Annotated in this window: 21 protein-coding genes; 10 read left to right on the forward strand and 11 right to left on the reverse strand. The window is 70.8% G+C overall.

Going from position 1 to position 26,295, the window contains the following annotated elements:
• Positions 1 to 171: 171 nt before the first annotated feature.
• From KMS84_RS28590 to KMS84_RS28605, 4 genes are all read right to left on the reverse strand, one after another.
• Positions 172 to 2,145 carry a glycoside hydrolase family 127 protein gene (locus KMS84_RS28590; protein ID WP_256919350.1) on the reverse strand — a complete coding sequence of 658 codons (1,974 nt, stop codon included), beginning with the start codon at positions 2,143 to 2,145 and terminating at the stop codon, positions 172 to 174.
• A gap of 215 nt (positions 2,146 to 2,360) precedes the next feature.
• A complete protein-coding gene (locus tag KMS84_RS28595) occupies positions 2,361 to 3,215 on the reverse strand; it encodes a carbohydrate ABC transporter permease (protein ID WP_256919351.1) in 855 nt (284 codons plus the stop codon).
• Positions 3,212 to 4,174, reverse strand: coding sequence for a carbohydrate ABC transporter permease (locus tag KMS84_RS28600; protein WP_256919352.1), 963 nt, complete (start codon positions 4,172 to 4,174; stop codon positions 3,212 to 3,214). The genes KMS84_RS28595 and KMS84_RS28600 overlap by 4 nt, the downstream gene beginning before the upstream one ends.
• 158 nt (positions 4,175 to 4,332) lie before the next feature.
• Positions 4,333 to 5,646 carry an ABC transporter substrate-binding protein gene (locus KMS84_RS28605; RefSeq protein ID WP_256919353.1) on the reverse strand — a complete coding sequence of 438 codons (1,314 nt, stop codon included), beginning with the start codon at positions 5,644 to 5,646 and terminating at the stop codon, positions 4,333 to 4,335.
• A 203-nt stretch (positions 5,647 to 5,849) separates the two neighbouring features.
• Here KMS84_RS28605 and KMS84_RS28610 point away from each other — a divergent pair, with 203 nt between their 5' ends.
• The 4 genes from KMS84_RS28610 (at position 5,850) to KMS84_RS28625 (ending at position 12,977) form a co-directional block, all read left to right on the forward strand.
• Positions 5,850 to 6,878 (forward strand): LacI family DNA-binding transcriptional regulator, encoded by a 1,029-nt coding sequence (locus KMS84_RS28610; RefSeq protein ID WP_256919354.1) that lies wholly within the window; start codon positions 5,850 to 5,852, stop codon positions 6,876 to 6,878.
• A gap of 183 nt (positions 6,879 to 7,061) precedes the next feature.
• Positions 7,062 to 10,322: a discoidin domain-containing protein gene (locus tag KMS84_RS28615; RefSeq protein WP_256919355.1), complete on the forward strand. Its 3,261-nt coding sequence runs from the start codon at positions 7,062 to 7,064 to the stop codon at positions 10,320 to 10,322.
• Positions 10,319 to 11,812: a family 43 glycosylhydrolase gene (locus tag KMS84_RS28620; protein ID WP_256919356.1), complete on the forward strand. Its 1,494-nt coding sequence runs from the start codon at positions 10,319 to 10,321 to the stop codon at positions 11,810 to 11,812. The genes KMS84_RS28615 and KMS84_RS28620 overlap by 4 nt, the downstream gene beginning before the upstream one ends.
• A gap of 4 nt (positions 11,813 to 11,816) precedes the next feature.
• Positions 11,817 to 12,977: an RICIN domain-containing protein gene (locus tag KMS84_RS28625; protein WP_256919357.1), complete on the forward strand. Its 1,161-nt coding sequence runs from the start codon at positions 11,817 to 11,819 to the stop codon at positions 12,975 to 12,977.
• A 191-nt stretch (positions 12,978 to 13,168) separates the two neighbouring features.
• Here KMS84_RS28625 and KMS84_RS28630 read toward each other — a convergent pair whose 3' ends face one another.
• Positions 13,169 to 13,651, reverse strand: coding sequence for a molybdopterin-dependent oxidoreductase (locus KMS84_RS28630; protein ID WP_256919358.1), 483 nt, complete (start codon positions 13,649 to 13,651; stop codon positions 13,169 to 13,171).
• A gap of 505 nt (positions 13,652 to 14,156) precedes the next feature.
• On the opposite strand from KMS84_RS28630, the gene KMS84_RS28635 reads away from it, so the two are divergent.
• Positions 14,157 to 15,035 (forward strand): hypothetical protein, encoded by an 879-nt coding sequence (locus KMS84_RS28635; protein WP_256919359.1) that lies wholly within the window; start codon positions 14,157 to 14,159, stop codon positions 15,033 to 15,035.
• Between the two features lie 91 nt (positions 15,036 to 15,126).
• Here KMS84_RS28635 and KMS84_RS28640 read toward each other — a convergent pair whose 3' ends face one another.
• Complete coding sequence (locus tag KMS84_RS28640) at positions 15,127 to 15,654, reverse strand: hypothetical protein (RefSeq protein ID WP_256919360.1); 528 nt, start codon at positions 15,652 to 15,654, stop codon at positions 15,127 to 15,129.
• 187 nt (positions 15,655 to 15,841) lie between these two features.
• On the opposite strand from KMS84_RS28640, the gene KMS84_RS28645 reads away from it, so the two are divergent.
• On the forward strand, positions 15,842 to 16,603 hold the full coding sequence (locus KMS84_RS28645) for a phytanoyl-CoA dioxygenase family protein (protein ID WP_256919361.1): 762 nt from the start codon (positions 15,842 to 15,844) through the stop codon (positions 16,601 to 16,603).
• Between the two features lie 78 nt (positions 16,604 to 16,681).
• Here KMS84_RS28645 and KMS84_RS28650 read toward each other — a convergent pair whose 3' ends face one another.
• Positions 16,682 to 17,413: an SDR family oxidoreductase gene (locus KMS84_RS28650; protein ID WP_256919362.1), complete on the reverse strand. Its 732-nt coding sequence runs from the start codon at positions 17,411 to 17,413 to the stop codon at positions 16,682 to 16,684.
• Positions 17,414 to 17,508: 95 nt separating this feature from the next.
• On the opposite strand from KMS84_RS28650, the gene KMS84_RS28655 reads away from it, so the two are divergent.
• A complete protein-coding gene (locus tag KMS84_RS28655) occupies positions 17,509 to 18,357 on the forward strand; it encodes a LysR family transcriptional regulator (RefSeq protein ID WP_256919363.1) in 849 nt (282 codons plus the stop codon).
• Here KMS84_RS28655 and KMS84_RS28660 read toward each other — a convergent pair.
• From KMS84_RS28660 to KMS84_RS28670, 3 genes are all read right to left on the reverse strand, one after another.
• Positions 18,354 to 18,887 carry an AAA family ATPase gene (locus KMS84_RS28660; RefSeq protein WP_256919369.1) on the reverse strand — a complete coding sequence of 178 codons (534 nt, stop codon included), beginning with the start codon at positions 18,885 to 18,887 and terminating at the stop codon, positions 18,354 to 18,356. The two genes, KMS84_RS28655 and KMS84_RS28660, sit on opposite strands and share 4 nt — an antisense overlap.
• 104 nt (positions 18,888 to 18,991) lie before the next feature.
• Positions 18,992 to 19,174: a hypothetical protein gene (locus tag KMS84_RS28665; protein ID WP_256919364.1), complete on the reverse strand. Its 183-nt coding sequence runs from the start codon at positions 19,172 to 19,174 to the stop codon at positions 18,992 to 18,994.
• Positions 19,175 to 19,377: 203 nt separating this feature from the next.
• On the reverse strand, positions 19,378 to 19,815 hold the full coding sequence (locus tag KMS84_RS28670; protein WP_256919365.1) for a glutaredoxin domain-containing protein: 438 nt from the start codon (positions 19,813 to 19,815) through the stop codon (positions 19,378 to 19,380).
• A gap of 626 nt (positions 19,816 to 20,441) precedes the next feature.
• Here KMS84_RS28670 and KMS84_RS28675 point away from each other — a divergent pair.
• Both KMS84_RS28675 and KMS84_RS28680 read left to right on the forward strand, forming a co-directional pair.
• A complete protein-coding gene (locus KMS84_RS28675) occupies positions 20,442 to 22,199 on the forward strand; it encodes a S8 family peptidase (protein ID WP_256919366.1) in 1,758 nt (585 codons plus the stop codon).
• 267 nt (positions 22,200 to 22,466) lie between these two features.
• Positions 22,467 to 23,537 carry a helix-turn-helix domain-containing protein gene (locus KMS84_RS28680; RefSeq protein ID WP_256919370.1) on the forward strand — a complete coding sequence of 357 codons (1,071 nt, stop codon included), beginning with the start codon at positions 22,467 to 22,469 and terminating at the stop codon, positions 23,535 to 23,537.
• 30 nt (positions 23,538 to 23,567) lie between these two features.
• On the opposite strand, the gene KMS84_RS28685 is transcribed toward KMS84_RS28680, so the two are convergent.
• Positions 23,568 to 25,067 (reverse strand): MFS transporter, encoded by a 1,500-nt coding sequence (locus tag KMS84_RS28685; RefSeq protein WP_256919367.1) that lies wholly within the window; start codon positions 25,065 to 25,067, stop codon positions 23,568 to 23,570.
• A 457-nt stretch (positions 25,068 to 25,524) separates the two neighbouring features.
• Between KMS84_RS28685 and KMS84_RS28690 the strand changes: the two genes are divergently transcribed.
• A partial coding sequence (locus KMS84_RS28690) for a non-reducing end alpha-L-arabinofuranosidase family hydrolase (protein WP_256919368.1) occupies positions 25,525 to 26,295 on the forward strand: 771 nt, incomplete at its 3' end.

The following is a 26,295-nucleotide window of genomic DNA, read 5'->3' on the forward strand; positions in this document are numbered from 1 at the left end:
GTGCCGGGCGGTGCGGGGAGCTGGGGGGGGCGGAAGGTGCGGGCTGCTGCGGGACGGGAGCCCGATGTTCGGGCGAGGACGAGGCCCGTGGCTCTCCGACTCCCGTGCGTGCGCGAGGGATTGCCTCGGGTGGGCTCCGTTTCCGGCCGCCAAGGGCCGGGACGGAGGTCATCACCGGTTCCCGGGCGGTGCGGGCGGTGAGGTCGCGGGGGTCGTCGGCAGCCACACGCGCATGGTCGAGGGGCCGCGGTTGGCCCACGAGTGGTACGGCACCAGGAGGACGGCGGCGCGCTCGGCCGCGGGCGCGGCCGCGACCTGGTCGAGCGGGGGGTACGGCCAGGCCTCGTTCGCCCGTCCGTCCGACGGGGGCGCGAGTTCACCGACCGCGACGACGGTGCCGTCGGGTCCGTCCTCGGGCCTTGTGGACGGATCCACCCGCACGGCGTCCACCTCGTGCCCCTCCGGCAGATCCACCGATTCCGCGCAGTAGACGAGCGGGCCGCGCTGGACGGCGGCGGTGCCCCGCAGGGAGTCGATGCGCGGGTCGGGGCCGATCCAGCGGGGAGCCATGGGCAGGTCGAGCCGGATCAGGTCGCCGGGCCGGAAGAGCCGGGTGAGGGCGGCCGTGCCGGGGGCGACGGCCCGGCGTGCGCCGTCGGGGGCGGTGAGCCACGCGGTGGCGCCGCGGGTCCACTCCGGGACGCGCAGCGAGAGTGTCCACGGCCACTGCGGGGACCGTTCGATCCGTACGGTCACGCCCGCGCCGCTCGGGTAGTCGGTGCGCACGCGCAGTGCGACGTCACGGCCCGCCGCGAGGGTGGTGGCGATCTCCGCGTCGGCGAACTGGTGCAGTTGGACGCCGTCGTCGTCCGCCGTCGCCAGGTAGGCGGGCAGGACGGCGAGCGTGCGGGCCACGTTGGTCGGGCAGCAGGACACCGCGAACCAGGGGGCTCGCAGGCCGGAGTCTGCCCGGGCGCTCTCGGCGTCGGCGGGCGGCACGGATCCGCGACGGCGGCGGTGCAGGGTGTTGGCGTAGAAGAAGGCCCGGCCGTCCTCGGACGGGGCGGTGGCGACCACGTTGAACAAGGTGCGCTCCGCCAGGTCGGCGAAGCGGGGTTCGCCGGTGGCGAGGAGCAGTCGCCAGCTGAGCATGACGGAGGCGACGGCGGCGCACGTCTCCGAGTAGGCGCGGTCGGGCGGCAGGACGAAGTCGTCGCCGAAGGACTCGTCGCGGTGGTGCGAGCCCATGCCGCCGGTGAGGTGGGTGCGCCGGGCGACCGTCGCCTCCCACTGCCGCACGACGGCCGCCAGCAGGTCGTCGTCCGCCGTCTCCACCGCCACGTCGACGGCGCCGCATGCCAGGTAGAGGGCGCGGACGGCGTGGCCGCGCAGCACGGGGGCGTCCCGCACGGGCAGGTCGTCCTGATAGTAGGCGCGCCCGAACTCCGTTTCAGAGAGGGTGCGTTGACCGCGCCGGCCGATGAAGAGCGCGGCCTGGTCGAGGTAGCGCTGCTCCCCCGTCGCCCTGGCCAGTTCGACCAGGGCCGTCTCGATCTCCGGGTGCCCGCAGACGCGCTCGATGCCGCCCGGGCCGAAGGCCGTGCACACGTGGTCGGCCGCCCGAAGGGCGATCTTCGCCAGGTCACCGGCGCCGCGGGCCCGGGTCTGGGCGACGCCGGCCTGGATCAGATGCCCGTAGCAGTACAGCTCGTGCCCCCATTCGAGGTCGCTGTAGCGGGGCTGCTGGCCCGGCCGGCCGAAAGCGGTGTTGAGGTAGCCGTCCGGTTCCTGGGCGGGGGCGATCACGTCGGTGAGCGCGCCGATCAGCGCGTCCAGGTCGCCGTCGGCGTTCCGGCCGGTCTCCCAGGCCATGGCTTCGAGCAGCTTGTAGACGTCGGAGTCGGCGAACTCGCGGCCCTGCCGGTCCCGGTGCACGCGGCCCTCCGCCGCGGCCCTGAAGTTGCCGATCCAGCCGACGCGTTCCATCCAGTCACGGCAGTGGTCGAGTGTCGCGGTCGCGTTGGTCTGCCGGCGCCGGGCCCAGAACCCTCCGGTGATGCGGACCTCGTCGAGCCCGAGCGGCCGCAGCCGCCCCCGGGTCGGCGCCACCGGCAGGACGGACGAGCGCACCGTGTTCTCCCTCACCAGTTCATGCCTTCGGTTCGTCCTTTCGGGTCGGTCGGTCGTTCGGGGCGGTCGTTCGGGGCGGCCTGTCACTTCTCCCGGTCGGGTCGCTGTCGGGTTCCACGGGTGCGTCGGCGGCTGTCCGGAGCCCTACGAGCCCTGCAGGGCTCCTCGGGCCGCCCGGGGTCGTGCCGTCGTCGGCCGGCTGGGCGGTCTGCCGCCGGGCGGGGCGGGGCTCATCCCTTGAGCGCGCCCGACATGAAGCCCCGCACGTAGTGGCGTTGCAGGAGCAGGAAGAGCAGGAGACAGGGCACCGCCAGCACCACGACCCCCGCCTCGGTGGCGCCGTAGTCGACGGCGCCCATGCTCTGCTGCCGCAGGTTCGCGACGGCCAGCGGCAGGGGCGCCTTCTCGCTGTCCGAGATGAGGATCAGCGGCGCGATGAAGTCGTTCCAGGCCGCGAGGAACGCGAACAGTCCCACGGTGATCAGCCCCGGCCGCACCGCCGGGACGAGCACCCGGCGCAGCGCGCCCGCCGTGCCGCAGCCGTCGACGAGCGCCGACTCCTCCAGCTCGCGCGGCACCGACTCGAAGGAGATCCGCATCATGAAGGTGGCGAACGGCAGTTGGAAGAGCGTCAGCACCAGGCTCAGGCCGACCAGTGAGTTCTGCAGGTGCAGTCGTCCGAGCAGCACGTAGAGCGGGATGAGGAGAGTGGCGTAGGGGACCATGAGCACGGCCAGGGTGAGCAGGAACAGCGCGTTCTTGCCGGGGAAGTCGAAACGCGCGAAGGCGTAGCCGCCGAGCAGGGACACCCCGAGGGTCAGGGCCACCGTGAGCGCGGCGACGAACGTGCTGTTGCCCAGGTAGCGCCACAGGCCCGCGTCGTAGTCGAGCAGGGTGCGGTAGTTGCCGAGGCCGTGGCCGGACGCCTGCGCGGTGCCGGGCTGTGCGCTGACCGACGCCCAGGCGTTCCACAGCAGGGGGAACAGGAAGACGACGGCCAGTCCGCCGGTGACGACGTGGTGGGGCGTCCGGCTGACGGCTCGGGTGAGCACCGTGGTGTCCCTTTCGCGGGGGTCGGCGGTCATGACGCGTCGGGGCGGCGCAGACCGCGGAACTGAACGACGTTGAGGAGCAGCAGGGCCGCCAGCACGAGGATCGACAGGGCCGCCGCGGCGCCGAGGTTCATCCGCTGGAAGGCCTCGCGGTAGATCAGCTGCACCACGGTGACCGTGCTGTTGTCCGGGCCGCCCTTGGTGAGGACGAAGAACTGGTCGAAGGCGAGAAGGGATCCGGTGACGCAGAGCAGGAGGGACAGGGCGAGCGAGGGGCGCAGCAGCGGCAGGGTGATCGAGCGGAAGACCTGCCGGCGGCTCGCGCCGTCCATCCGGGCCGCCTCGTACAGCTCGTGCGGGATGCGCTGGAGGCCGACGAGCAGGATCAGCATGTAGAAGCCGGCGAACTTCCACACGACGAGGAAGACCGTCGACAGCAGGGCGGAGGTAGGCGTGCCGAGGAAGGACACGGGACCGTCCACGAGCCCGAGCCGCTGCGCGAGGTCGCCGAGTGGTCCGGTGGTGGGGCTGTACAGCCCCCAGAACAGGAGTGACGCGGAGGCCAGGCCGAGGGCGCCCGGCAGGAAGAACACCGTGCGCAAGAAGCCCGCGCCGGGCCGTGACTCCTGGACGAGCAGCGCGAGGAGCAGGGCCAGACCGAGGAGGACGACCGTGACGATCACGGTGTAGAGGAGGGTGAAGCGGACGGCGGGCCAGAAGAGGGCGCCGTCGGTGGCGTCCGTGAAGTTCTCGGGGGCGTTGACGCCCCGGTCCCCCGCGAGCAGCGGCCAGTCGCTGAGCGACATCTGTCCGACCAGCAGCAGGGGCAGCACGAAGAAGACGGCGACGAACGCGGCCGTCGGGGCGGCGTAGCCGAGGCCCTGGACGGTGCGGGAGCGCAGCAGGGGTGCGGAGGCCGGGGGTCGGGGGGCCGGGCGGTCCGCCGGGGCCGGCCGTTCGGTGGTCGCCCGGTCGGGCGCCTTCACCTGCATGACTCTCCTCTGCCGTGGGGACGGGGGAACGTGGGCCCCGGTGATGCGCCGGACCTCCGGAGCCGTGCCGCGTCGTGCCGTTCCGTGCCGCTGTGCGGCGTGGGCGTGCCGCGCCGCGATGGGGCGTGGGGGTGGCGCGCCGCCGTGGACCGTCGGGGTCAGTCGGCGAGCGACGCGGAGACCGCCTTGTTGTCCTTCTCGACGGACGTGCCGTCACCGAAGACGGCGTGGCGCATCAGGGTGAGCCAGGGCCCGTTGGGGTCGTTGAAGGTCTGGCCGAACTTCAGGGCGTAGGGAGTGCGGCCGTCCGCCACCAGGCGGTTGATGGTGACCAGGCGCGGATCCGCGGCGGAGTACTTGTTGGCGGCGAGGTCGGTGCGGGCCACGACGTCCTTGTGCGCCGCGACCACGTCGACCTGTGCGGCGTCGCCCAGGGACCAGGCGAGGAAGTTCCAGGCCTGGTCGGCCTTGTCGCTGGTCGCCGAGATGCCCACGGCGTCGCCGCCGACGAAGGTGGACTTCCCGCCGTCGGGGCCGGGGATGGGGGCCACGCCGAAGTCGAGGCCGGCGGGCATCAGTCCCAGGGTGGTCGACGGCATGGGCATGATGCCGACCTTGCCCTTGGGGAAGACCCCGGTCCACGTCGTGCCCGTCTCGTCCTTCGCGCCGGGGGCCACGATGCCGTCCCTCACCCAGCCCCGGTAGGTGTCGTAGACCTTCCTCGCGGTGGCGGAGTCCAGGCTGGCCGCGGTGCCCTCCTTGTCGAGGACCTCCTGGCCGCCGGCCCAGATCGACGGCCACCAGGTGAAGACGCCGCAGCCGCCGCAGTTGCCGCCGAAGAAGGTGCCGTCGACCCCGCCGCCCAGCGCGTCCACGGCCCGTGCCTGCCGGTCCCATTCGGCGAGGGTGGCAGGCGGCCGAGCGGGATCGAGTCGGGCCTTGCGGTAGAGGTCCTTGTTGTAGAAGAGGACGGACAGGTCGAGGGTGTGCGGCACGACGTACTTCCTGCCCTCGTACGTGCCGGCCTTGATGTGCGACCGGGCCAGGCTGCCGGCGAACGGCAGGGCGTCGACGCGGTCGGTGATGTCGGCGTACAGGCCGCTGGAGGTGTAGTTCGGGACGAACACCACGTCGGAGGCGAAGAGGTCGGGGAGGTCGTGGGAGCCCGCTGCGGCGCCGACCTTGGCCTGGTAGTCGTCGGTGGGGACCACGGTCAGCCGGATCTTGTTCCGGTGACCCGCGTTGTAGGCCTTGACCAGTGCCTCGCTCTGCGGCCGGGTGGCGGCCCTGGTCCACATCGTCAGCGTGGAACCGTCGTCGACACCGGTCGCGCCGCCCGCCCGCGATCCCTTCGCACCGCCCGCGCCGCCGTCCGATCCGCAGGCCGTGATCAGACTCGCGGCGGCGAGGAGCGCGACGGCGCCGGCGGCGAGCCGGTGGGCGGTTCCACGTGGTCCGGTCGTGCTCCCCATGACGATCCCCCTATGGATGGGTTCTGCGACGGAAAGGAACCGAAAAGGCTTTCTGAAAAGTAGAACCGACCTGACTGCCAGTCAATCCCTGTGCTGCAAGCGATTGCCGGCGCGGTCCGAAATCCGGGATCCTCTCCTGCCCCACCCGGGCCGAAACTTCTCGCGTACCGTTCAGGTACGCGACGCGAGACAGGAGAACCTCGATGACACCGGCCCTCGGCCCCTCTCGTTCGCAGCCCGCCACGCTCAACGACGTCGCCCGGCTGGCCGGGGTGTCCGTCGCCACCGCCTCGAAGGCCCTCAACGGACGCAGCCAGGTGCGCGCCGAGACCCGGCAGCGGGTGGTCGAGGCAGCCGAGCGGCTGTCCTTCCGGCCGAACCAGCTGGCCCGCGGGCTGCTCGCCGGCCGGTCGGGCACCGTCGGCCTGCTCACCAGCGACCTGGAGGGCCGCTTCAGCATCCCGATCCTCATGGGCGCCGAGGACGCCTTCGGGGCGGGCGAGGTCGCCGTCCTGCTGTGCGACGCCCGGGGCGACGCCATCCGCGAACAGCACCACGTGCGCGCGCTGCTGGGGCGCCGGGTCGACGGTCTCATCGTGGTGGGCAGCCGCACCGATCCGCGTCCGTCGCTCGGCCGCGAACTGCCGGTTCCGGTCGTCTACGCGTACGCGCCGTCCGAGGACCCGGCGGATCTGTCCCTCGTGCCCGACAACGTCGACGCGGGCCGGATCGCGGTCGGACATCTGCTGGCCTGCGGCCGCACCCGGATCGCGCACATCACCGGCGACCCCGCGTACCTCGCGGCGCGGGAACGGGCGCAGGGCGCCGGGGCCGCGCTCGCCGAGGCGGGTCTGGAGCCGGTCGGGGAGCCCCGGTTCGGCGACTGGTCGGAGGGCTGGGGGCGGGCGGCGACCGCCCTGCTGCTCGACCGACGCGTCGAGATCGACGCGGTGCTGTGCGGCAGCGACCAGATCGCCCGTGGCGTCATGGACGTCCTGCGCGAGCGCGGCCTGCGGGTGCCGGAGGACGTGGCGGTGATGGGCTTCGACAACTGGCAGGTTCTGACGGCGGCCTCGCGTCCCCCGCTGACCAGCGTCGACATGAACCTGGAGCAGGTCGGACGCGCTGCCGCGCACGCCCTGTCGGCCGCGATCGGCGGGGTGCGGCGCTCGGGGGTCGAGACCGTGCGCTGCCGTGTCGTGATCCGGGGATCGACGGCCCCGCTCTCCTGAACCGGCCGCGCCTCGGCCACCGGGGCGCGGGGAAAACGTTTTCTACGCACTCTCTTGACACCCCATCAGCTCGCTCCTACGTTGCGAAAACCTTTCAGGTCCGTTTTCCTCGCAGGCATGTCAGGCACATGACATACCTGCCATCCCCTCCCCCACTGTCGTCAACCGGACAGGGAGCACCTCATGAAGCGCCTCCTCGTCGCCCTCGTGCTCGTCCTCTGTTCCCTCTGTTCGGTGCGTCCGGCCGCCGCCGCGCAGACCATCGGCCTTCCCACCTTCACCGGCCCCGCGATCCCGGCCCCGCCGGTCGCCTACACCCCCGGCGACATGATGCGGAGCATCTACGACGCCGAGAGTTCCGGAACCGACTTCTGGATGGACCGGCTGCTCGCCCGCTCCGGGGACGACCCGGCAGGAGCGTGGCTGATGAGCCGGGGGCGGGCGCTGTTCATGAAGACCCACGACCCCTCGGTCCTCGGCTTCGGCGGCCACGTCGCCTACTGGGAGAGCATCAGCGACAACAACGCCTACACCGTCGCGATCACCCCGGGCACGTTCACCGAGCAGGTCTCCCAGCGCCGGCAGGCGCCGAGTCACTGGAAGAGCGTGCACACCTCGGGCTCGGTCGTGGTCACGCAGACCAAGTTCATCACCGAGAACAACGTGGCGGTGACCAACCTGTCGATCAAGAACAACGGCGCCGGCGCCACCACACTGCAACTGCGGGCCACCTCGCCGTACGCCACCACGGGCGCAGGCAACGAGCTGACCGGCCAGGTGAACGCCTACAACAACCTCACCACCATCCGGCCGAGGCTCAGCGGCGACGGCTTCTCCGTCTCGGGCGGCGGCCTGAGCCGGTCCGTGACCGTGGCCGCCGGAGCCACGGTGACCACGAAGCTGGTGATGGGCTTCGTCACCGACGAGATCCCCGCCTCGCTGACCGAGTACAACGCCTACGCGGGCTACTCCGACGCCACCGCCTTCGCCACCCACGTGCGGGCGTACAACCTGTGGTGGGCCCAGAACGTGCCCTACATCGACGTGCCCGAGCCAGCGATCAAGAAGAACATCTACTACCGCTGGTGGCTGATGCGCTTCAACAACCTCGACGCCGACATCCCCGGGCAGACCTTCCAGTTCCCGACGTCGACCGAGGGCGTCCTCGGCTACAACAACGCGATCGCCCTCACCCAGCCCATGCACATCGACGACCTCAAGTACCTGCGCGACCCGTCCTACGCGTACGGCGACTGGCTGAGCGTCGGCCAGACCTCCAAGGGCGGCCGCTTCCTCGACAACCCCGGCGATCCCGAGAACTGGTCCAACAGCTACACCCAGTACATCGCCGAGGCCGCCTGGCGGAGCTACCAGATCCACGGCGGACAACCAGCCATCGCCGGCAACCTCGCCCACTACGCCGAAGGCGACGTCAAAGGGCAGCTCGCCTACTACGACCACGACAACAACAAGCTGATCGAGTACGACTGGGGCGCGCTGACCGGCAACGACGCCGACGCCGTCTCCTTCCACTGGAAACCCGGGAACATGGACCGCGCCGAGTCCGCCTACCAGTACAGCGGCGCGCTCGCCGCGGCCCAGGCCTACGAGGCGACCGGCAACACGGCCAAGGCGGCCGAGATGCGCACCCTCGCGACGCAGATCAAGGACGCCATCGTCAACGTCCTGTGGAACCCCGGCCGGCAACTGTTCGAGCACCGGCTGAAGTCGACCAACGAGTGGGTGCCCTGGAAGGAGATCAACAACTACTACCCGTTCTCGGTCGGGGCCGTCCCGAACACCGCGACGTACAAGCAGGCACTGCGACTGTTCGACGACCCGGCGCAGTACCCCGTCTTCCCCTTCTACACGGCGAACCAGGCCGACAAGAAGGCGGCGGCCGACGCCGGGAACCCGGGCTCCAACAACTTCTCCACCATCAACTCCACCGTTCAGTTCCGGCTGTACTCCTCGGTGCTGCGCAACTACCCCAACTCCTGGATGACCGCCACCGACTACAAGAAGCTGCTCTACTGGAACACCTGGGCGCAGTACGTCGGCGGCAACACCCAGTGGCCCGACGCCAACGAGTTCTGGGCCGACTGGAACGGCAGCGACATCGCCTACCGCTCGTGGATCCACCACAACATCCTGGGCAGCAGCAACTGGACGGTGATCGAGGACGTCGCCGGACTGCGGCCGCGCAACGACGCGAAGGTCGAGCTCTCCCCGATCGACATCGGCTGGGACCACTTCACCGTCAACAACCTGCGCTACCGCAACGCCGACCTGAGCATCGTCTGGGACGACCCGGCCGACGGAGTGGCACACTACCCCGGCGTCCCGGAAGGCTACTCGATCTACGTCAACGGCAACCGGGCCGCGACCGTCAGCTCACTGGTCCCGTTCACCTGGGACCCGGCGACCGGGGACGTGACCACGAGCGGCGCCGTCACCCACCACACGGCCGTCGCCGGCCTGCGGGCCCCCAACCAGGTCGTGCAGAACAGCCCGCGGATGGTCGACATGCTCGCCAAGGCCGGCGTCGACCTGACCGGGACCCCCACCAACCTGGCCACCGGGGCGACCGCGACGGCGTCGTACACCGCGTCCGGCAGCACCACCGCCGGCGCGGTCGACGGATATCCCACCAACGACCCGTTCTGGGGCGCGGGCGGATCCGCCAACAGTCAGGACTGGTACGAGCTGAACTTCGGCGCCGCCCGCACGCTGAACGAGGTCCGCCTGTACTTCAAGGACAGCCGTCCGGCGAGCACGGCCTACCGCGCGCCCTCCGCCTACACCATCCAGTACCACGATGGCAGCAACTGGGTGAACGTCCCCGGACAGACGAGGACTCCCGCCCTGCCCCGCGCCAACTACAACCTGGTGCAGTTCCCCGCGATCAACGCCCAGCGGGTGAGGGTCCTCGCCACGAACGCCTCCGGCGCCAAGACCGGCCTGACCGAGATCAAGGCGTTCAACCGCGGCGGGGTGCAACCGCCTCAGCCACCGGCCAACCTGGCCGCCTCGGCCACGGCTTCGGCGTCGTACACCTCCTCCTGGGAGAGCGTCGCCGCGGTGAACGACGGGATCGACCCTCCGTCGTCCGACGACCCGGTGAACCCGCGCTGGGGAACCTGGCCGCAGACCGGACAGCAATGGGCCGAGCTGACCTGGCCCACCGCGCAGACCCTGAACAAGGCCGAGGTGTACTTCTTCGACGACGACCAGGGCATCGACATGCCGGCTGCCTGGAAGCTTCAGTACTGGAACGGCAGCGCCTACGCCGACGTGCCCGGCGCGAGCGGCTATCCGCTGGCGAAGAACCAGTACAACGCCGTCACCTTCACCGCCACGGGCACGACCCGGCTACGGGTGCTGCTCACCGGCAACGGCACCGCCTCCGTCGGCCTCCTCGAAGCAAAGGTGTACGGTCCGTGACCCGTTCCCGGTGCCTGACGGCACTCATCGCCCTGCTCAGCGTCGCGGTCGCCCTCCTCGTGGCGCCGCCCGCGTCCGCCGCCGTCACGTTCGCCTCCACCGGCGTGAACCAGAACGGCGGCAACTGCCTCGACCTGCCCGGCGGTTCGACCGCCGACGGCGCCCGGCTCCGGGCGAACGCCTGCACGTCCGGCGCGAACCAGAACTTCGGCTACACCCCGGTGGCCGGCACCGGCGACACGTACACGATCACCACACAGTCCGGCCAGTGCGTCGACGTGTACGGCGCCTCGACGGCGGACGACGCGGCGATCATCCAGTGGCCCTGCCACGGCGGTGCGAACCAGCAGTGGCGACTCGCTCCCGTGGCCGTCTCCGGCGCCGACAGGACCTTCAACCTGGTCTCGGTCGGCTCGGGCAAGTGCGTGACGCCGAGCGGCGGGTCACCGGCCTCCGGCACCGCCCTGGTGCAGCTGCCCTGCGCCGCGGCGAACGGCAGAGTGTGGCGGCTGCCCGCTTTCAGCGGCGGCGGCACGAGCCCGCACACGTTCACCAACCCGCTCTCCCAGCACGGCCCGGACCCGTGGCTCACGTACTACAACGGGTCCTACTACCTGGCCACGACCACCTGGAACTCGACGGTCACCATGCGCAGGGCGAGCACCCTCGCCGGCCTCGCCACGGCCACCGACCAGGTGATCTTCAACCTCAGCCGGCCCAACGGCGCCGGCACGATGTGGGCGCCCGAGTTCCACCTGCTCGACGGCCCCGACGGCAAACGCTGGTACTTCTACTACACCGCCGGGCGCGAGCCGTACGACCTGGGCACCCAGCGGATCCACGTGCTGGAGAGCGCCGGCCTCGACCCGATGGGGCCCTACAGCTTCAAGGCCGACCTCCTCGACCCCGCACAGGACGACACCTGGGAGCTGGACCCGAGCATCCTGCGGCTCAACGGGCAGCTGTACCTGCTCGGCACCTTCTACAACGGCTCACAGCCCATGTTCATCCGTCCACTGTCGAACCCGTGGACCGCGAGCGGCACCCGCAAAGTGCTCTCCACGCCGACGTACAGCTGGGAGACCGTGGGCGGAGCGGTGAACGAGGGCGGCGAAGTGCTCCAGCACGGCGGCAGGACCTTCATCGTCTACTCCGCCAGCCACTGTTCCACGCCCGACTACAAGCTCGGCATGCTCACCTACAACGGCGGCGACCCGCTCAGCTCGTCCTCCTGGCTGAAGTCACCGAACCCGGTCTTCCAGCGTTCCAACGCAGCCGGCGTCTACGGTCCCGGCCACAACGGGTTCTTCAAGTCGCCCGACGGCACCGAGGACTGGATGGTCTACCACGCCAACGACTCCGCGGGCGGCGGCTGCGACATGAACCGCACGACCCGCGCGCAGAAGTTCACCTGGAACGCCGACGGGACACCGAACTTCGGCACTCCGGCAGCCCTCGGCGTCCCGCTCACCTCACCCTCAGGGGAGTAGTCCGATGACACGACCCCGGTTCCTCACCCACCGGCCGGCGCTCTTCGCCATGCTGGTCGGCTCCGTCACGGCCGCCGTCGCGCTCGCGCCACCTGCCCATGCCGCGACCGCCTTCACCTCCACCGCGGTCAACGGCGACGGCGGCAACTGCCTGGACGTGCCCGGCGGCTCCACCGCCGACGGCGCCCAGCTCATCCAGTGGTCCTGCCACGGCCAGGCCAACCAGACGTTCACCTTCACCCCGGTCAGCGGGACCGGCGACCAGTACCGCATCAGCACCTCGGCCGCCGGAAAGTGCCTGGAGGTCAACGGATCGTCCACCGCCGACAACGCGACGATCGTGCAGCGCGCCTGCGGCTCCGGCGCCGGCCAGAAGTTCCGGCTGACGCCCGTGGCAGCCGGGGGCACGGGCAGCGTCTTCGGCGTTCAGTCGGTGAACTCGGGCAAGTGCGCCGCCCCGGCCGGCGACTCCACCGCATCCGGCGCGGGCCTCGTCCAGCTGCCTTGCACGGGAGCGGCGTCACGGACGTGGAGGCTGCCCGGCTTCGACGGCAGCGGCGGCGGCTCGACCCCGCCGCCGACGAGGACCGTCCGCGTGTACTGGCTGAAGCCCTCCGACGTCGCGTTCGACCAGCGCTACCCCGACGGCATCGCCAAGGTGATGCGGGAGGCACAGCGCTACTACCAGCAGGAGCTGGGCAAGACCTTCAAGCTGAACGACACCGTGGTCGAGGTCGTCAACGGCGACCAGCCGCGCAGCTGGTACGAGAACACGCCCAACGGCGGCGACCGCTACTGGTGGGCCGTCACCAACATGCAGAACGAACTGGCCCGGAAGTTCGGCCTGAACAACCCCGACAGCCGGTGGCTCAACGTGGGCGAGATCAGCGCCGAGGGCGACGGCGCGGGCGGCGGCGCCAGCCCCGGCTGGGTCGTGCTGAGCGGCCACGACGCCGACGGCGCCGCCGGGACCAGCGGGCAGTCCATGAACCGCTGGTACGGAGGGATGGTGCACGAACTCGGCCACGCCTTCGGCCTGCCGGACTCCTCGTCGACGGACGGCACACCGATGTCGGCCTCGTTCTACGACTACCCCTCCACCCACTTCAACCAGAACCAGAAGAACCAGATCCTGAACGGCCCCTACGGCGGCTTCCTGTCCTGACGCCCGGGTCCCGGCGGGCAAGGGGCCGGACGCCTCTCCCCCGCCGGGCCCCAGGCCACGCGCCGCAGGCACAGGAACAGACACAGGCTCCCAAGCGGTGAGCGCGGCGGTGGGGCCAGGACACCGACGGTGAGGCGGGTGAATCCGGCGGGCCCACCGTCTGGCCGAGCCTCACCGAGCTCCCGGTGTCATCAGGTCCACGCGCTGTAGCCGCCGTCCACGCGGATCGTCTCGATTCCGCTGATGTACCGGGCGCCGCAGCGATCCTGGGGCACGACGAGCTGGGAGCCGACGCGCTCGAGCGGGGCGCCGTCGAAAGTGACCGCCAGGAGGACGGGAGCACGGCCGAAGTCCGGATCGATCTCCGCCCACGACAGCAGGACATGGTGACCGTCCGCCCCGCGTACGGCGATCAGGAAGCGCAGGCGGTCCTTGCGACGCGCGGTGTCGAAGACGGGGCCCGCGTCCACGAGGACGTCATGCAGCAGAGGCCCGGTGAAGCGGTGGCGTTGGACGCCGCTGGTCGTGCACTCGAACGCGACCTCAGCAGGGTGCTGGGGCCAGGCGAGAAGGTCGGACACCGTCAGCCGGGCCGGGCGGGCCAGATCGCCGGTGAGGACGAGTTCCGCCGTCGGACCGACGGGCGTGCGGGCAGCTGCGAGGGACCGACTCACGGGCCACCACCTCCCGGGGGACCGTACCCGAGCGAGCTGTGCACATAAACGCAAATGCCAAGCCGATGGTCCGAACAAATGATATTTGCCTCCATGAGATTGCTGTACACCTTGCATCTGCGGCACGTCCCACAGACGGATCGAAGACAAGGCGGCCCGACGCGGTGACAGCGCCGACAGCGCCAGACATCTGGACGACGTCGAGAGCCTCACGGCCGATCCCGACGAGCGGGGCCACCGGCTCGCCTCCGGCCCGTCGCATGGCGGCCTCCGTCCGGCCGCTGCGCCGTGGGGAGCGGGAGCCTCGGTCCGCGCGCCCGGCTCGCCGAACCTGATTGCCTTGCGGGACGCCTTCGCCACCAGCGCCGGTCGGTACGCGGGGCGTACGAGCCGAGTCACCACCGGGCACGCAGCACGCCGTCGCTGTCCGGGAGGGCAGCACGGAGCAACGGCTGGCTTTCGGCGGCGGACAGGGGCAGGGCGGGGCGGCTCGGGCATCCGCCACGTGGGCGCTGAGCGCCGGGGAGCCGGTGTCGTCGACGATCGCGTGGCTGATCGTCCCGTCCCGCGCCTCCCAGACGAACTCGATGGATTCCCCCTGAGGCAACGCGGCCAGGACGGCGTCGACGTCCGGGGTCAGGTCGGGCCAGACGGTCAGCAAGGCGCGCGGGCCGAGACCGGCGCGCACTGTGTCGAGGTTCTCCTGCGTGATCCGGTGCCAGCGCACGGCGTTGCGAACGCGGCCTTCCTCGAAGAGCAGCGCACGACGTGCGGCCAGCGCGGTGCGCACACGCATCCAGAAGTGCTCGTCGGCTGCCTCGTTCACCTCCACTTCGTCGGCCTCGGCCGCACAGGGCGAGGCCGTGAGCCGTTCCGGGAAGAGGCCGAGTTCGCGCGTGCGGGCCACGACTTCCGTACAGGGCCGGTCGCTGCCCACGTACACGTACTGGTCCCACCCGACGTGGAGGGTGAACCGATCCCCCGACTCCAGTCGGCACCAGGCGCCTTGGTCGCGGAGCATGATCCGGACCAGTTGAAGAGCGACCGGAAGAGGGACCTCGGCCCCGTCGTGGTAGCCGGTGAGGTCGGGCGGGAAGAGCCCGTCGAGGCCGTGCCCCTCAACCGGCGGCTCCCCACCGAAGTGGACGAAGCCGGCGACCGCAGGTTCGCGGATCTCCCACCGGTCGATGTCCGAAGCCTCCGCGAAGGCGGCGATCGCCGCCAGGTACGCCGCTTCGACAGGTCCGTGGTCACTCACCGTGTCCTCGGCGCCGATGTAGTGGCCGTGCGCGTCGCGGTCGGCGGGGTCGTATTCGGTGATCCGGTGGACGAATGCCGGCGGCACGCTTCTCCTCGGACAAGGCGGAAGGAGTGCCCAGCTTAAGATCCCGGCCCGTCGGACATCACCGGCGCGCGGTGCAGGCCGGGCGGGCTCGACCCCGCACCGGCCACCGTCCGGATCCATGCGGCCGCACTCAGGCGGCGGGCACGGCGGGTGAATGGTGCGGGGGCCGGTACGGGGTGAGAGCCTCCAGGCGCTTGATCTTTCGCCGTAGGACGTACAGCGGGAGCACCCCGAACACGCCGAACGACATGTCGATCACGCTCCACCAGAGCGGGATGCCACGGACGGGCCCGCAGATCAGGGCGAGCGGGATGATGCCGGCGCAGGCGATCATCCCGAACTCGATGACCCAGATGTTGCGGACCGGTTCGCGGTAGGGGCCGTAGAAGGCCACCGCGATGACCAGGTGGGCGTAGGCCAGCCAGTCCGTGCCGTAGAGGAGGAAGGGATAGTCGGAGTCGGCGGTGTCGAGCCCTCGCCGGATCCGCGCGATCCAGTCCGCCAGGGCGTCCGGCGCGGGAACGTGCCGCAACACCTCCTCGGCCCAGCGCAGTTCGTGGACCAGCGGAAAGGCCGTCGCGCCGCTGAGGACCAGGCAGACGACGAAGAAGACCAGCCACGCGCGAATGCCCTTGAGTTGGGCGGCTCTGTCGCTCATGGCAGCAGCGTACGCCTGGAGTTGAACATGTTCAAAAGACGGGTCGGCGTGCAGCGCTGCCGACGTCTGCGTAGGTGATCCGGGGCCCGCGGGCGGCGTTTCCGGACGGCGCCGGCCATGTGTGTGTGGGGGGGGGAGCGGGCGTCATGTCGCGCAACGCCCGCGCGGAGCGGCGTAGTCTGCGTCCATGGTGGCTGCGCCTCTCTCGAACGGTCAGGTCGACGAGTTCATCGAGCGCGGCTGGACCGTCCTCCGGAACGCCTTCTCGTCGGCGGTGGCCGAAGCAGTGCGGCGGGATCTCGGCGAGCGGATCGGGATCGACCTGGACCGCCCGGAACAGTGGACACGGCCCCAGGTCTGGCTGAAGAAGACGATGACGGAGCCCCCGTACACGGACGCTCTGAGCGAGCGTTTCCGCTCCGCCGTGGATCAGCTGGTGGGGCCGGGCCGTTGGGAGATGACGCGGGAGATGGGGTGGTGGCCGGTCACCTTCCCCGGCTTCGACGATCCGCCCTACGGGGACGACTGGCACATCGAGGGAAACTGGTTCCGCCACCATGTCTGGTCACCCGAACAGGCGGTGCTCAGTCTCTTCTGCTTCTCGACGGTGGACCCTGGCGGGGGCGGAACCCTCCTCGCCGACGGCTCGCACCACCGGGCCGCCCGCATCCTGTGGGAGGCGGAGCCGGCGGGGCTGGAGGCCGACGAGTTCGACGAACCTCTGAACCGGGTCCGGGACGACGAGGGACGGCCGGGCGTGACCGAGGTCGTCGCGCAGGAGGGCGACGTGGTGCTGGCCCACCCGCTGTTGCTCCACTCCTCGCAGCCGAATCACGGGGCCCGCCCCCGGGTCATGGCCCAACCCGCGTTCAGCATGACCGAGCCCCGGCGTACCGAGGGATACGGCCTGTACCCCGTCGAGATACCGTTGGCCCGCGCCAGGCCGTGAACTCCTGAACTCCACGGCCCCGTCACGGTCATGGGCCTCTGACAGAGCGATCACGGCTTCGTGAACGCGCCCATCACCTCACCAGGGCACCTCTCCGGCATCGTCGAAGAACCTGCCGGTCGGGCCGCCGTCGGGCAGGGTCGCCAGTTTCACGGCGATCTGCGCGCCCTGTGCGGGGGTGCGCACGCCGCGGAAGCCGTTGAGGTCGGTCGCGACATAGCCGGGGCAGGCGACGTTGACAAGGATGTTCGTGTCGCTCAACTCCCGCACGTATTGCAGGGTGACGGCGTTCAGGAAGGTCTTCGACGGGGCGTACGCCACGGCCACCGGACCCGTCGTCAGCTCGGCGGCGGTTCCCGACTGCCGGGTCAGGGATCCGACACTGCTCGACATGTTCACGATCCGTGGTGATGCGGAACGGCGCAGCAGCGGCAACATCGCGTTGGTGACCCGGATGACGCCGATCACGTTGGTCTCCACGACCGTCCGGATGGTGGCGGGATCGACCCTGGAGGGCTCCTGCGGCACTCCCCCGGTGATGGCGGCGTTGTTGACGAGCACGTCGAGGCGCCCGGCCCTCGCTTCGACCAACCGCGCGGCGGCGCTCACGCTCGCGTCGTCGGTCACGTCCAGCGGTACGCCGAAGGCCTCGACCCCGCTCGCTCGCAGCTTCTCCACCGCGGTCGCACGGCGTTCGTCGTCGCGGGCGCCGACGCCGACGTGCCAGCCGAGGGCTCCCAGACCCACGGCGATCTCGTAGCCGATTCCCTTGTTGGCGCCGGTGACCAGCGCAATCGTTCGTTCGCTCATGGAGACCATGCTGCGCTCGGGCGCCCCCGGCGGTCCAAGACCGATCGGGTGGTCGACGATACCGTGCGGGTATCGATCCGGGATAGCGTGGCGTCATGGAGACCCGTGAGCTGCGATACTTCGTCGCCGTCGCTGAGGAACTGCACTTCGGACGCGCCGCGCAGCGGCTCGGGATCGCGCAGCCGCCCTTGTCGCGGGCGATCCAGCAGCTCGAACGCCGGCTCGGCGGGGCGCTGTTCGACCGGTCCAGCCGCACCGTCGCCTTGACCGAGGCGGGCTCGGTGCTGTTGGTCGAGGGCCGGGCCGCCCTCGACGCGGTCGACGCCGCCGAACGTCGGACCCGCCGCGCCGTCGCTTCCGTGACCAGCCGGCCCGGCCTGGTCCTCGTCACGAAAGCCAGCGCGTCCAGCGAACTCCTGGCGAAGCTCCTCGACGCCTACGCCGCCGAACCCGGCGCGGTCCCCGTCGACGTCATCCTGTGCGGCCCGGCCGAGCAGGAGCGGCTCCTGCGCGAAGGCCAGGCCGACGTCGCGCTGCTGCATCAGCCGTTCGACTCGACGGCCGGGTTCCACACCGAAGAACTCAGTAGGGAGGGCCAGGTGGCGGTCCTGCCCGCCGGACATCCGCTCACCTCCCGGGCCCATGTGCACATGGCCGACATCAGCGCGCTGCCGGGCCTGCCCCTGCCGCGCTGGCCCGACCCCGACGGCAGCTACCCGCCCGGCCCGGGCCCGCAGGTCCGTGACCACGCGCAGTTGTTGCAGCTCGTCGCGCTCGGCCGTGCCTGCGCGGTCTCGCCGGAATCATGCCGAGCCCAGCTCCACGACGACCTCGCCGCCGTGCCCGTGCTGGACGCGCCGACGGTCACCACCGTGATCGCCTGGCCGCCGCACAGCCGGTCCAGAGCCGTCGCCGACCTCGTCCGGACGGCGACACGTCTCTAGCGGTCCACGGAGGGGAGGTGGGCCAGGCCGGTGTCGAGCATGATGCGGTCGACGGTCTCGTGCAGGGCGCTGTCCGCGCCGATGACGGTCTCGGCGCCGCCGGGCAGCAGGTCGCGTGCCCGGTACCAGTCGCGCAGCTGCGTCTCGCCGACGTCGTCGGCGATCGGCTTGGTGGCGTGCCGGGCGAGGGTCTCGGCGAACGGAACGTCCAGGTAGTAGCAGTGGGTCGGACCGCGGTGATCGGCGCGCAGTTCGGTGAGCATGTCGCCGTAGTGGTCGGCGTAGAGGATGCCCTCGACGACGACGTGGAACCCGGCGTCCAAGGCGTAGCGGGCGGTCAGGTCGATCAGGCCGATGTTCGCGGCGCCGGGCCTGTCGCGTTCGCGGAGCACGACGCGGCGGAGATTGTCCTGACCGACCAGGGCCAGACCGCGGCCGAACCTTCCACGCAGGCCGTCCGCGACAGACGACTTCCCTGAGGCGCTGTTGCCGCGCAGGACGACCAGCCGGGTTTCCTCGGTGCCCACCATCACGGCGGTCACTTTATCGACGGCCGGTGAGAGTGCCGGAGAGAGTAAAGGACTTCCCGCCCGGGGCCGGCATCGACGCCTGGGCCTGTGCCCTCATCCCTGTCTCAGAACCCGTTGCCCCATCCAAAGGTGATGTTGTACGCGCGCCGGAGTGCGTGCCGGCCGTGGTCCCCGTCCACGTAGGCCCACACGAGGGCCGCGGCGAACCAGACCAGAACGATTCCGCCGACGATGCCCAGAGCGACCGGCTTGCCGAACGAACCGAGGAGGACCAGGGCGACGGTCACGATGACCGCACCGACGTGGGCTCCCCACGAGTCGAGCGATGCAGTTTTGCGTGCCGCTCTGCGTTCCGCTCGTTCAGCGGCGAAGCGTTCCTCGCGAACGGCCTGCGGTTCACTTTCGTCGAAGTTCATCCGTCCCCCGGGAGCTTTTCCCCACTGTGCGCTTGGGTCTGGCCGGCCGTTCCACTCTGAAGGCTCGTCTCGGATCACGCGGAAGGAGCGAGTTGTTCGCGGACCCAGTCGGGATCGGGGTTCGTGTGCGACCGGCCCGCCACGACGACGGTCGGCACGGTCTCGTTGCCGTCATTGACCGCACGCACCGCTGCCGCTCCTGCCGGGTCGCGCCAGATGTCGACCCAGTGCAGCCGGCGGGCGCTGCGACCCAGCCGCATGCGCAGTCGTATGCAGTACGTGCAGCCCGGCCGCCAGTAGACGACCGGTCGGCCGTCGACCGCGCTGCGGCGCTGTGCCTCCTGCGCACTGACCGACCGGGGGAACAGCAGGGGTGAGCTCACGCCGGCGAGCCCCAGGAACGCCAGGAGGAGTGCGGCGGCCGCGCCGGGGCTTCCCTCCAGGACCTGTCCGGTCGCCACGGCTGAGCCCGTGAGCACGAACAGCATCGGCAGGATCCAAGCGCGCATCATGGTGATGCAGGCTACCGCCGAGGCAGGAGGCCCCTCCGACTCGGCGGCGGACCCGGGCGCCAACCGGGCGTCTTGGCCCCCTTTGTCTGATCGAGCGCTCCGGCCAAGACGTCCGCCCGGCCGACGCACGTGCGCCGGAGGCCGCCGGCCGCACCGTTCGCCGGCGTCGGCGATCGTTTCGCCGTGCGTCAGCGACGGAGCAACCGCTCGATGCGCCTCGCCCGGGCCCGGTCGTCCGTGGCCTCCAGGAGGCCGCGGTGGTCGACGACCAGGTGCAACTCGTCGGCCACGGATGGGCGGTGTCGAGGACGAGGGCCGACCTGCGTTCAGCAGGCCGCCGCGGAAGCGGCCGTTGAGCCCCAGGCCGGCCGCGTACGCCGGGGCGCGGTCGGCGTCGTCGAACTCCCCGGTGGATCACGACGCCCCGACGCCCGGAGCGCGTCGCTTTTCAGCCATGCCCCGGGGACGTCCCTGCACGGAAAGGTACTTCCGCCGAGGGACATGCACCTGACATCTTGCATCCACCACTCGTTACGTGCGGCCCGGCCGGTGCCAACAGCACAGCCGAGCCGTCTCCGGAGGACGCATTGATATCCCAGATATCCAGCCGCCCTAGACGCACGCTGGTGCTGGCGGCCACGCTCGGCGCCGCCCTCGCGTTCGGCGCCCCGGGCGCCCTCGCGGGCACGCTCCCCGTCCCGTCCACCGCGCCGACCGCCAAGGTCCACACCTCGGCCGCCGCGCCGGCTGCCCGAAGTGCGGCCTGGGTGGCCGGCACGCGCGCCTACCTCGTGATCACCGCCCCCGGCGACAGCTCGGCGGTCCGCTCCGCGATCGCGGCCAACGGCGGCACCGTCTTCTCGAACTTCGACGCCATCGGCGTGATCGTCGCCCATTCGGCGTCCAGCGGGTTCGCCGCCGCCATGCGCGGCGTCTCCGGCGTGCAGCAGGTCGGCGCCACGCGCACCTCGGACGTCCCGGCCGACGCCTACAACCCGGCCCTCCCGGCCAATCCGTCCCAGGCCTCGACCCCCGCCGGAGAACCGGTCCGGGCCGACATGAGCCAGATCAAGGCCGACCAGGCCTGGGCCGTGAACCCGGGCTCCGCCTCCGTCACGGTCGGCGTCCTGGACACCGGCGTGGACGACCAGCACCAGGACCTGGCGCCCAACTTCGACGCGGCCGACTCGGTCTCCTGCGCCTACGGCAAGCCCGACACCCGTACCGGCGCCTGGCGGGACGTCGACACCCACGGCACCCACGTGGCGGGCACCATCGCCGCGGCCAAGAACGGCAAGGGCGTCGTCGGCGTGGCCCCCGGCGTGAAGATCGCCGCGGTCCGGGTCGCCGAGCCGGGCAACTCGTTCTTCTTCGCCGAGAACACCATCTGCGGCTTCGTGTGGGCCGGTGACCACGGCTTCAAGGTCACCAACAACAGCTATTACACGGACCCGTGGCAGTTCAACTGCCCGGACAACATCGACCAGGCCGCCATCATCGAGGGCGTCAAGCGCGCCCAGGAGTACGCCGAGGGCAAGGGCTCCCTCCAGATCGCCGCCGCGGGCAACGAGAACTACGACCTCGCCCACAAGACGACCGACTCCGCGAGCCCGAACGACTCGACGCCGGTCACCCGCACGATCACCAACGCCTGCCTCGACATCCCGACCGAGCTGCCGGGCGTGGTCACGGTCGCGGCCAACGGCACGGGCGTCACCAAGGCCTCGTTCTCCAACTACGGGCAGGGCGTCATCGACGTCGCGGCGCCGGGCAGCAACGTGTACTCCACCGTCCCCGGCGGCGGCTACGGCAGCAAGAGCGGCACCTCGATGGCCACCCCGCACGTGGTCGGCGTGGCGGCGCTCATCGCCAGCGCCAACCCGGGCATCACCCCGGCGCAGATCCGCGCGAAGCTGGCCGCCCAGGCGAACGACATCGCCTGCCCCTCGGACAGCCGCTGCACGGGCACCACGGCCAACAACGCGTTCTTCGGCGAAGGACAGGTCGACGCCCTCGAGGCCGTCGGGTCCACCCCGCCGCCCGGCAAGTACTTCGAGAACCTCGCGGACTTCGCCGTCAACGACAACGCGACCGTGGAGAGCCCGATCGCCGTCACCGGCGTGACCGGCAACGCTCCGGCCACCCTCAAGGTGGGCGTGGACATCAAGCACACCTACATCGGCGACCTCAAGGTCGACCTGGTGGCGCCGGACGGCACCGTCTACACGCTGCACAACCACACGGGCGGCAGCGCCGACAACATCGCCCAGACCTACACCGTGAACGCCTCCTCGGAGGTCGCCAACGGCACCTGGAAGCTGCGTGTCAACGACAACGCCTCCTCCGACACCGGCAAGATCGACGCCTGGAACCTGACCTTCTAGCAGCGCCGGCGCGCCCGCACCCGTGCACCACGCACTGTGCCCCGGCGACAGCGCCCTGCCCGCGGCCTCGGCCGCGGGCGGGGACGCGGGCAGGGACGGCGGATCGCGCTCTTTCCGGCCGAGGCTGCGAACTGCTGGGTGGCAGACGGCACATGGGTCCCCTGGCGCAGTGCTCCGGGAGGGCCGGTCGGAAGTCCCCCCGCTTCCGAATGGTGCATGCTAGGGGCCGACACGGGAGCGCCAGGTGGTACGGCGGTGGGGGCTGGGATGATCGGGACGGTGTTCCGCAGCGAGGACGTGCCTGCTTCGGACCGGTTCGACCACTGGCGCGAACTGATCGGCAGAACGCGCTCGAGCGATTTCATCAGCAGCCATTCCGCCGACTTCCGCGGCGAACTCACCTTGCTGCAGTTGGGGCCCGCGACCGTGATGCAGACGTCGTTCCTGCCCACGCGGTTCCTGCGCAGCTCCAGAATGGTGCGCGGCGGCGACCGCGAGCTGTACCACCTGACGCTGATGCTCGATGCGGGAATGGTTCTCGATCACGCCGGGCGGAGCACCGTGTTCGGTCCCCGGGACCTGCATCTCGCCGACAGCTCACGCCCCTACGACTTCCGGCCGCTGGACGACCGGGAACGCCGGGTCGTCCGAGGCTTCGGCGTGGACATCCCCAAGGACATGCTGCCCCTGCCGCCGCAGCGGGTGCGGGAGTTGCTGAACAGACCGGTGTCGGGGCACGAAGGGCTCGGCGCCCTCCTGGCCGACTTCCTCGTCGGCCTCGGCCGTCAGACGGAGAACCTCCAGCCCTCCGACGCGCCGCGGGTGGGCAGGGTCGTGGTCGACCTGATGGCAGCGTGGATCTGCCAACTCCTCGACGCGGAGGCCGCCCTCTCCCCCGAGACGCGACGGCAGGCGCTCGCTGAACGCATCCGGGCGTTCGTCCGGCAGAACCTCCACGACCCGGCACTGACGCCCGCCGCGATCGCCGCCGCGCACAACATCTCCGTCAGCTACCTGCACCGCATCTTCCAGCAGCAGATGCCGGGTGAGACGGTCGCCGCCTGGATCCGCGGCCAGCGTCTGGAGGGAGCCCGCCGTGACCTGACCGACCCGGCCCTGGACAGCGTGCCCATCCACGCCCTCGCCGCCCGCTGGAACTTCCCGCGCGCCGCCGACTTCACACGAACCTTCCGTGCCGCCTACGGCCTCGCCCCCAGCGAGTTCCGACTCCGGGCCCTGTCCGAGAGAGGGGCCGCCCGGCTGGCGCAGACGCGGCCCCGACGAACCTCGCCCGCAGCCGACCAGCACGAAACCGAGAGCACGTCGACGCACCGGTGAGGTGCGCCTGCGTGCCGGTGGCGGTGGCGGTCAGCCCACCGGCTCCGGGACGGCTGACTCCGCCGGAGCGCGTCTCGGGGGGCCGGTGGTGACCATCAGGCCCGCCACCAGGCCGGCCAGCAGCATGATTCCGGCGGCCCACCAGATGGCCACCGTGTAGCCGTGCACGGTGGCCTCGGCCGCGACCTGCGCCCGGCGTGCGGGGCCGGTGACGTGGGCCGCGAGGTAGGCGGCGCTGCTGGTGGTGGCGATCGTGTTGAGCAGCGCGGTGCCGATGGAACCGCCCACCTGCTGTGAGGTGTTGACGGTGGCGGAGGTGACGCCCGCGTCCTGCGGAGCCACTCCGGCCGTGGCCGTGGCGAAGACCGGCATGAAGGTCAGACCCATGCCGAGGCCCATCAGCAGCAGCGCGGGCAGGATCTCGCTCGTGTAGGAGGAGTCCACGGTCATCTGGGTGAGGATCACCATGCCGCCCGAGGCGAGGAGCATGCCGGGGACCATCAGCATGCGCGGCGCCAGGCGGTTCATCAGCCGGGCGGAGATCTGGGTGGAGCCGATGATGATGGCCACGGTGAGCGGGAGGAAGGCGAGGCCCGTCTTCACGGGGGAATAGCCCAGGATGACCTGGAGGTAGTAGGTCATGAACAGGAACAGGCCGAACATCCCGATGATGGCCAGGCCCATGGTCAGGAAGCAGCCCGCGCGGTTGCGGTCCTTGATGATGTGCAGCGGCAGCAGCGGCACCCGGGCCTTCGTCTGCCACCACACGAAGACCGTGAGCAGGACGACGCCGCCCGCGAAGAGCCCCAGCACCAGGGGGTCCGTCCAGCCGCGCGGCTGGGCCTCGCTGAAGCCGTAGACGATCGCCACCAGGCCGCCGCAGCCCAGCACCGCGCCGGGCACGTCGAGCCGGACGTCCGCGTGGCCGGGGCGGTCGTGGAGCAGCACGAGGCCGCCGAGCACGGCGACGACGGCGATGGGCACGTTGACGTACAGGCACCAGCGCCAGTCGAGGTACTCGGTGAGCAGGCCGCCGACGATGAAGCCGATCGCGGCGCCGCTGCCGGCCAGCGCGCCGTAGATGCCGAAGGCCTTGCCGCGTTCCTTGGGGTCGGTGAACGTCGTGGTCAGGAGGCTGAGCGCGGAGGGGGCGAGTACGGCCGCGAAGACGCCCTGGAGGGCGCGGGCGCCGAACAGCATGCCCGCTCCGGTGGCCGCTCCGCCCAGTGCGGAGGCGGCGGCGAAGCCGACCAGCCCGATGACGAAGGTGCGTTTGCGGCCCACCAGGTCGGCGATACGGCCGCCGAGCAGCAGGAGCCCGCCGAACGCCAGGGTGTAGGCGGTGATCACCCACTGGCGGTTGCTGTCGGAGATGCCCAGGTCCTCCTGCGCGGAGGGCAGCGCGATGTTCACGATCGTCGCGTCCAGGACGACCATGAGCTGGGCGAGGGCGATGATCACCAGGCCCCACCAGCGGCGGGGGTCGGGTGCGGTGTCGGCGGAGGATTCACCTGTCCGGGTGACACTCATTTGGACAGAACACCACGAATCTCTCCTTGTCGCATCCCTGGACCGATCGACACCTGGGGCGACCACGTCGGGGCCGACCACACGACGCCCCTGTCGCGCACGCGAGGCGTTACGAATGTTTCGACATCATCGACGAATCATGCGAGAGGTATTGACCCTGTCCCCCGGTTCCCTATCATCCAAGTTGCTCGACCATCCGATCCTTGTTCGATAACACGAACACGCCGGAATCGCACCATTCGCACAGCAGAGCACCTCCAAGCCGCGCCCGGGCGAAGGGTGGAGCCGCACGGAGCCTGTCGTCGACACGAATGTCATGCCCCCATCAAGGGTGTCGCTGATGTCGCGCGTCGGTCGGCGTCGCGCCCCGGTGACGGCCGATGTCCTCTGCGAGCGGAGCACGACCTGCCGTTGAGCCGTTCGGTTCCTCACGCTACTCAAGGATGACGAGGTCCCCATGCGCAGACGAAGTTTCGGCCACAGGCGCCTGTCCGCGGTGCTCGCCGCCGCGGTCACGGTCCTGATCGCCCTGGCGGCCACGCTCGTCGCGGGCCCCGCCCAGGCGGCGTCCAGCGGCGCCCTGCGCGGCGTCGGCTCCGGCCGGTGTCTCGACGTGTCGGGCTCCGCCCAGACGGACGGCACGAGCTTGCAGATCTACGACTGCTCCGGCTCGGCGAACCAGCAGTGGACGTCGACGGACAGCGGCCAGCTGACCGTGTACGGCAACAAGTGCCTGGACGTCCCCGGCCACGCCACCACGGCCGGCACCCGGGTGCAGATCTGGTCCTGTAGCGGCGGCGCCAACCAGCAGTGGCGGGTGAACTCCGACGGCACGATCGTCGGCGTGGAGTCCGGACTGTGCCTGGACGTCACGGGACACGGCACCGCCAACGGCACGGCGGTGGAGATCTGGACGTGCAACGGGGGCAGCAACCAGAAGTGGACCGGCCTGTCCGGGACGACCCCGCCGGACGGCTCGTGCACCCTCCCGTCGACCTACCGCTGGACCTCGACGGGCGCGCTGGCACAGCCGGCCAACGGGTGGGTCTCGCTGAAGGACTTCACCACGGTGACGTACCAGGGCAAGCACCTGGTCTACGCGTCGAACGTGTCCGGCTCGTCCTACGGTTCGATGGCCTTCAAGCCGTTCACGAACTGGTCGGACATGGCGTCGGCCGGCCAGACCGGCATGAGCCAGTCCACGGTCGCGCCCACGCTGTTCTACTTC

It is taken from the genome of Streptomyces hilarionis, from assembly GCF_024539675.1.
GTDB classification, from domain to species: domain Bacteria; phylum Actinomycetota; class Actinomycetes; order Streptomycetales; family Streptomycetaceae; genus Streptomyces; species Streptomyces hilarionis.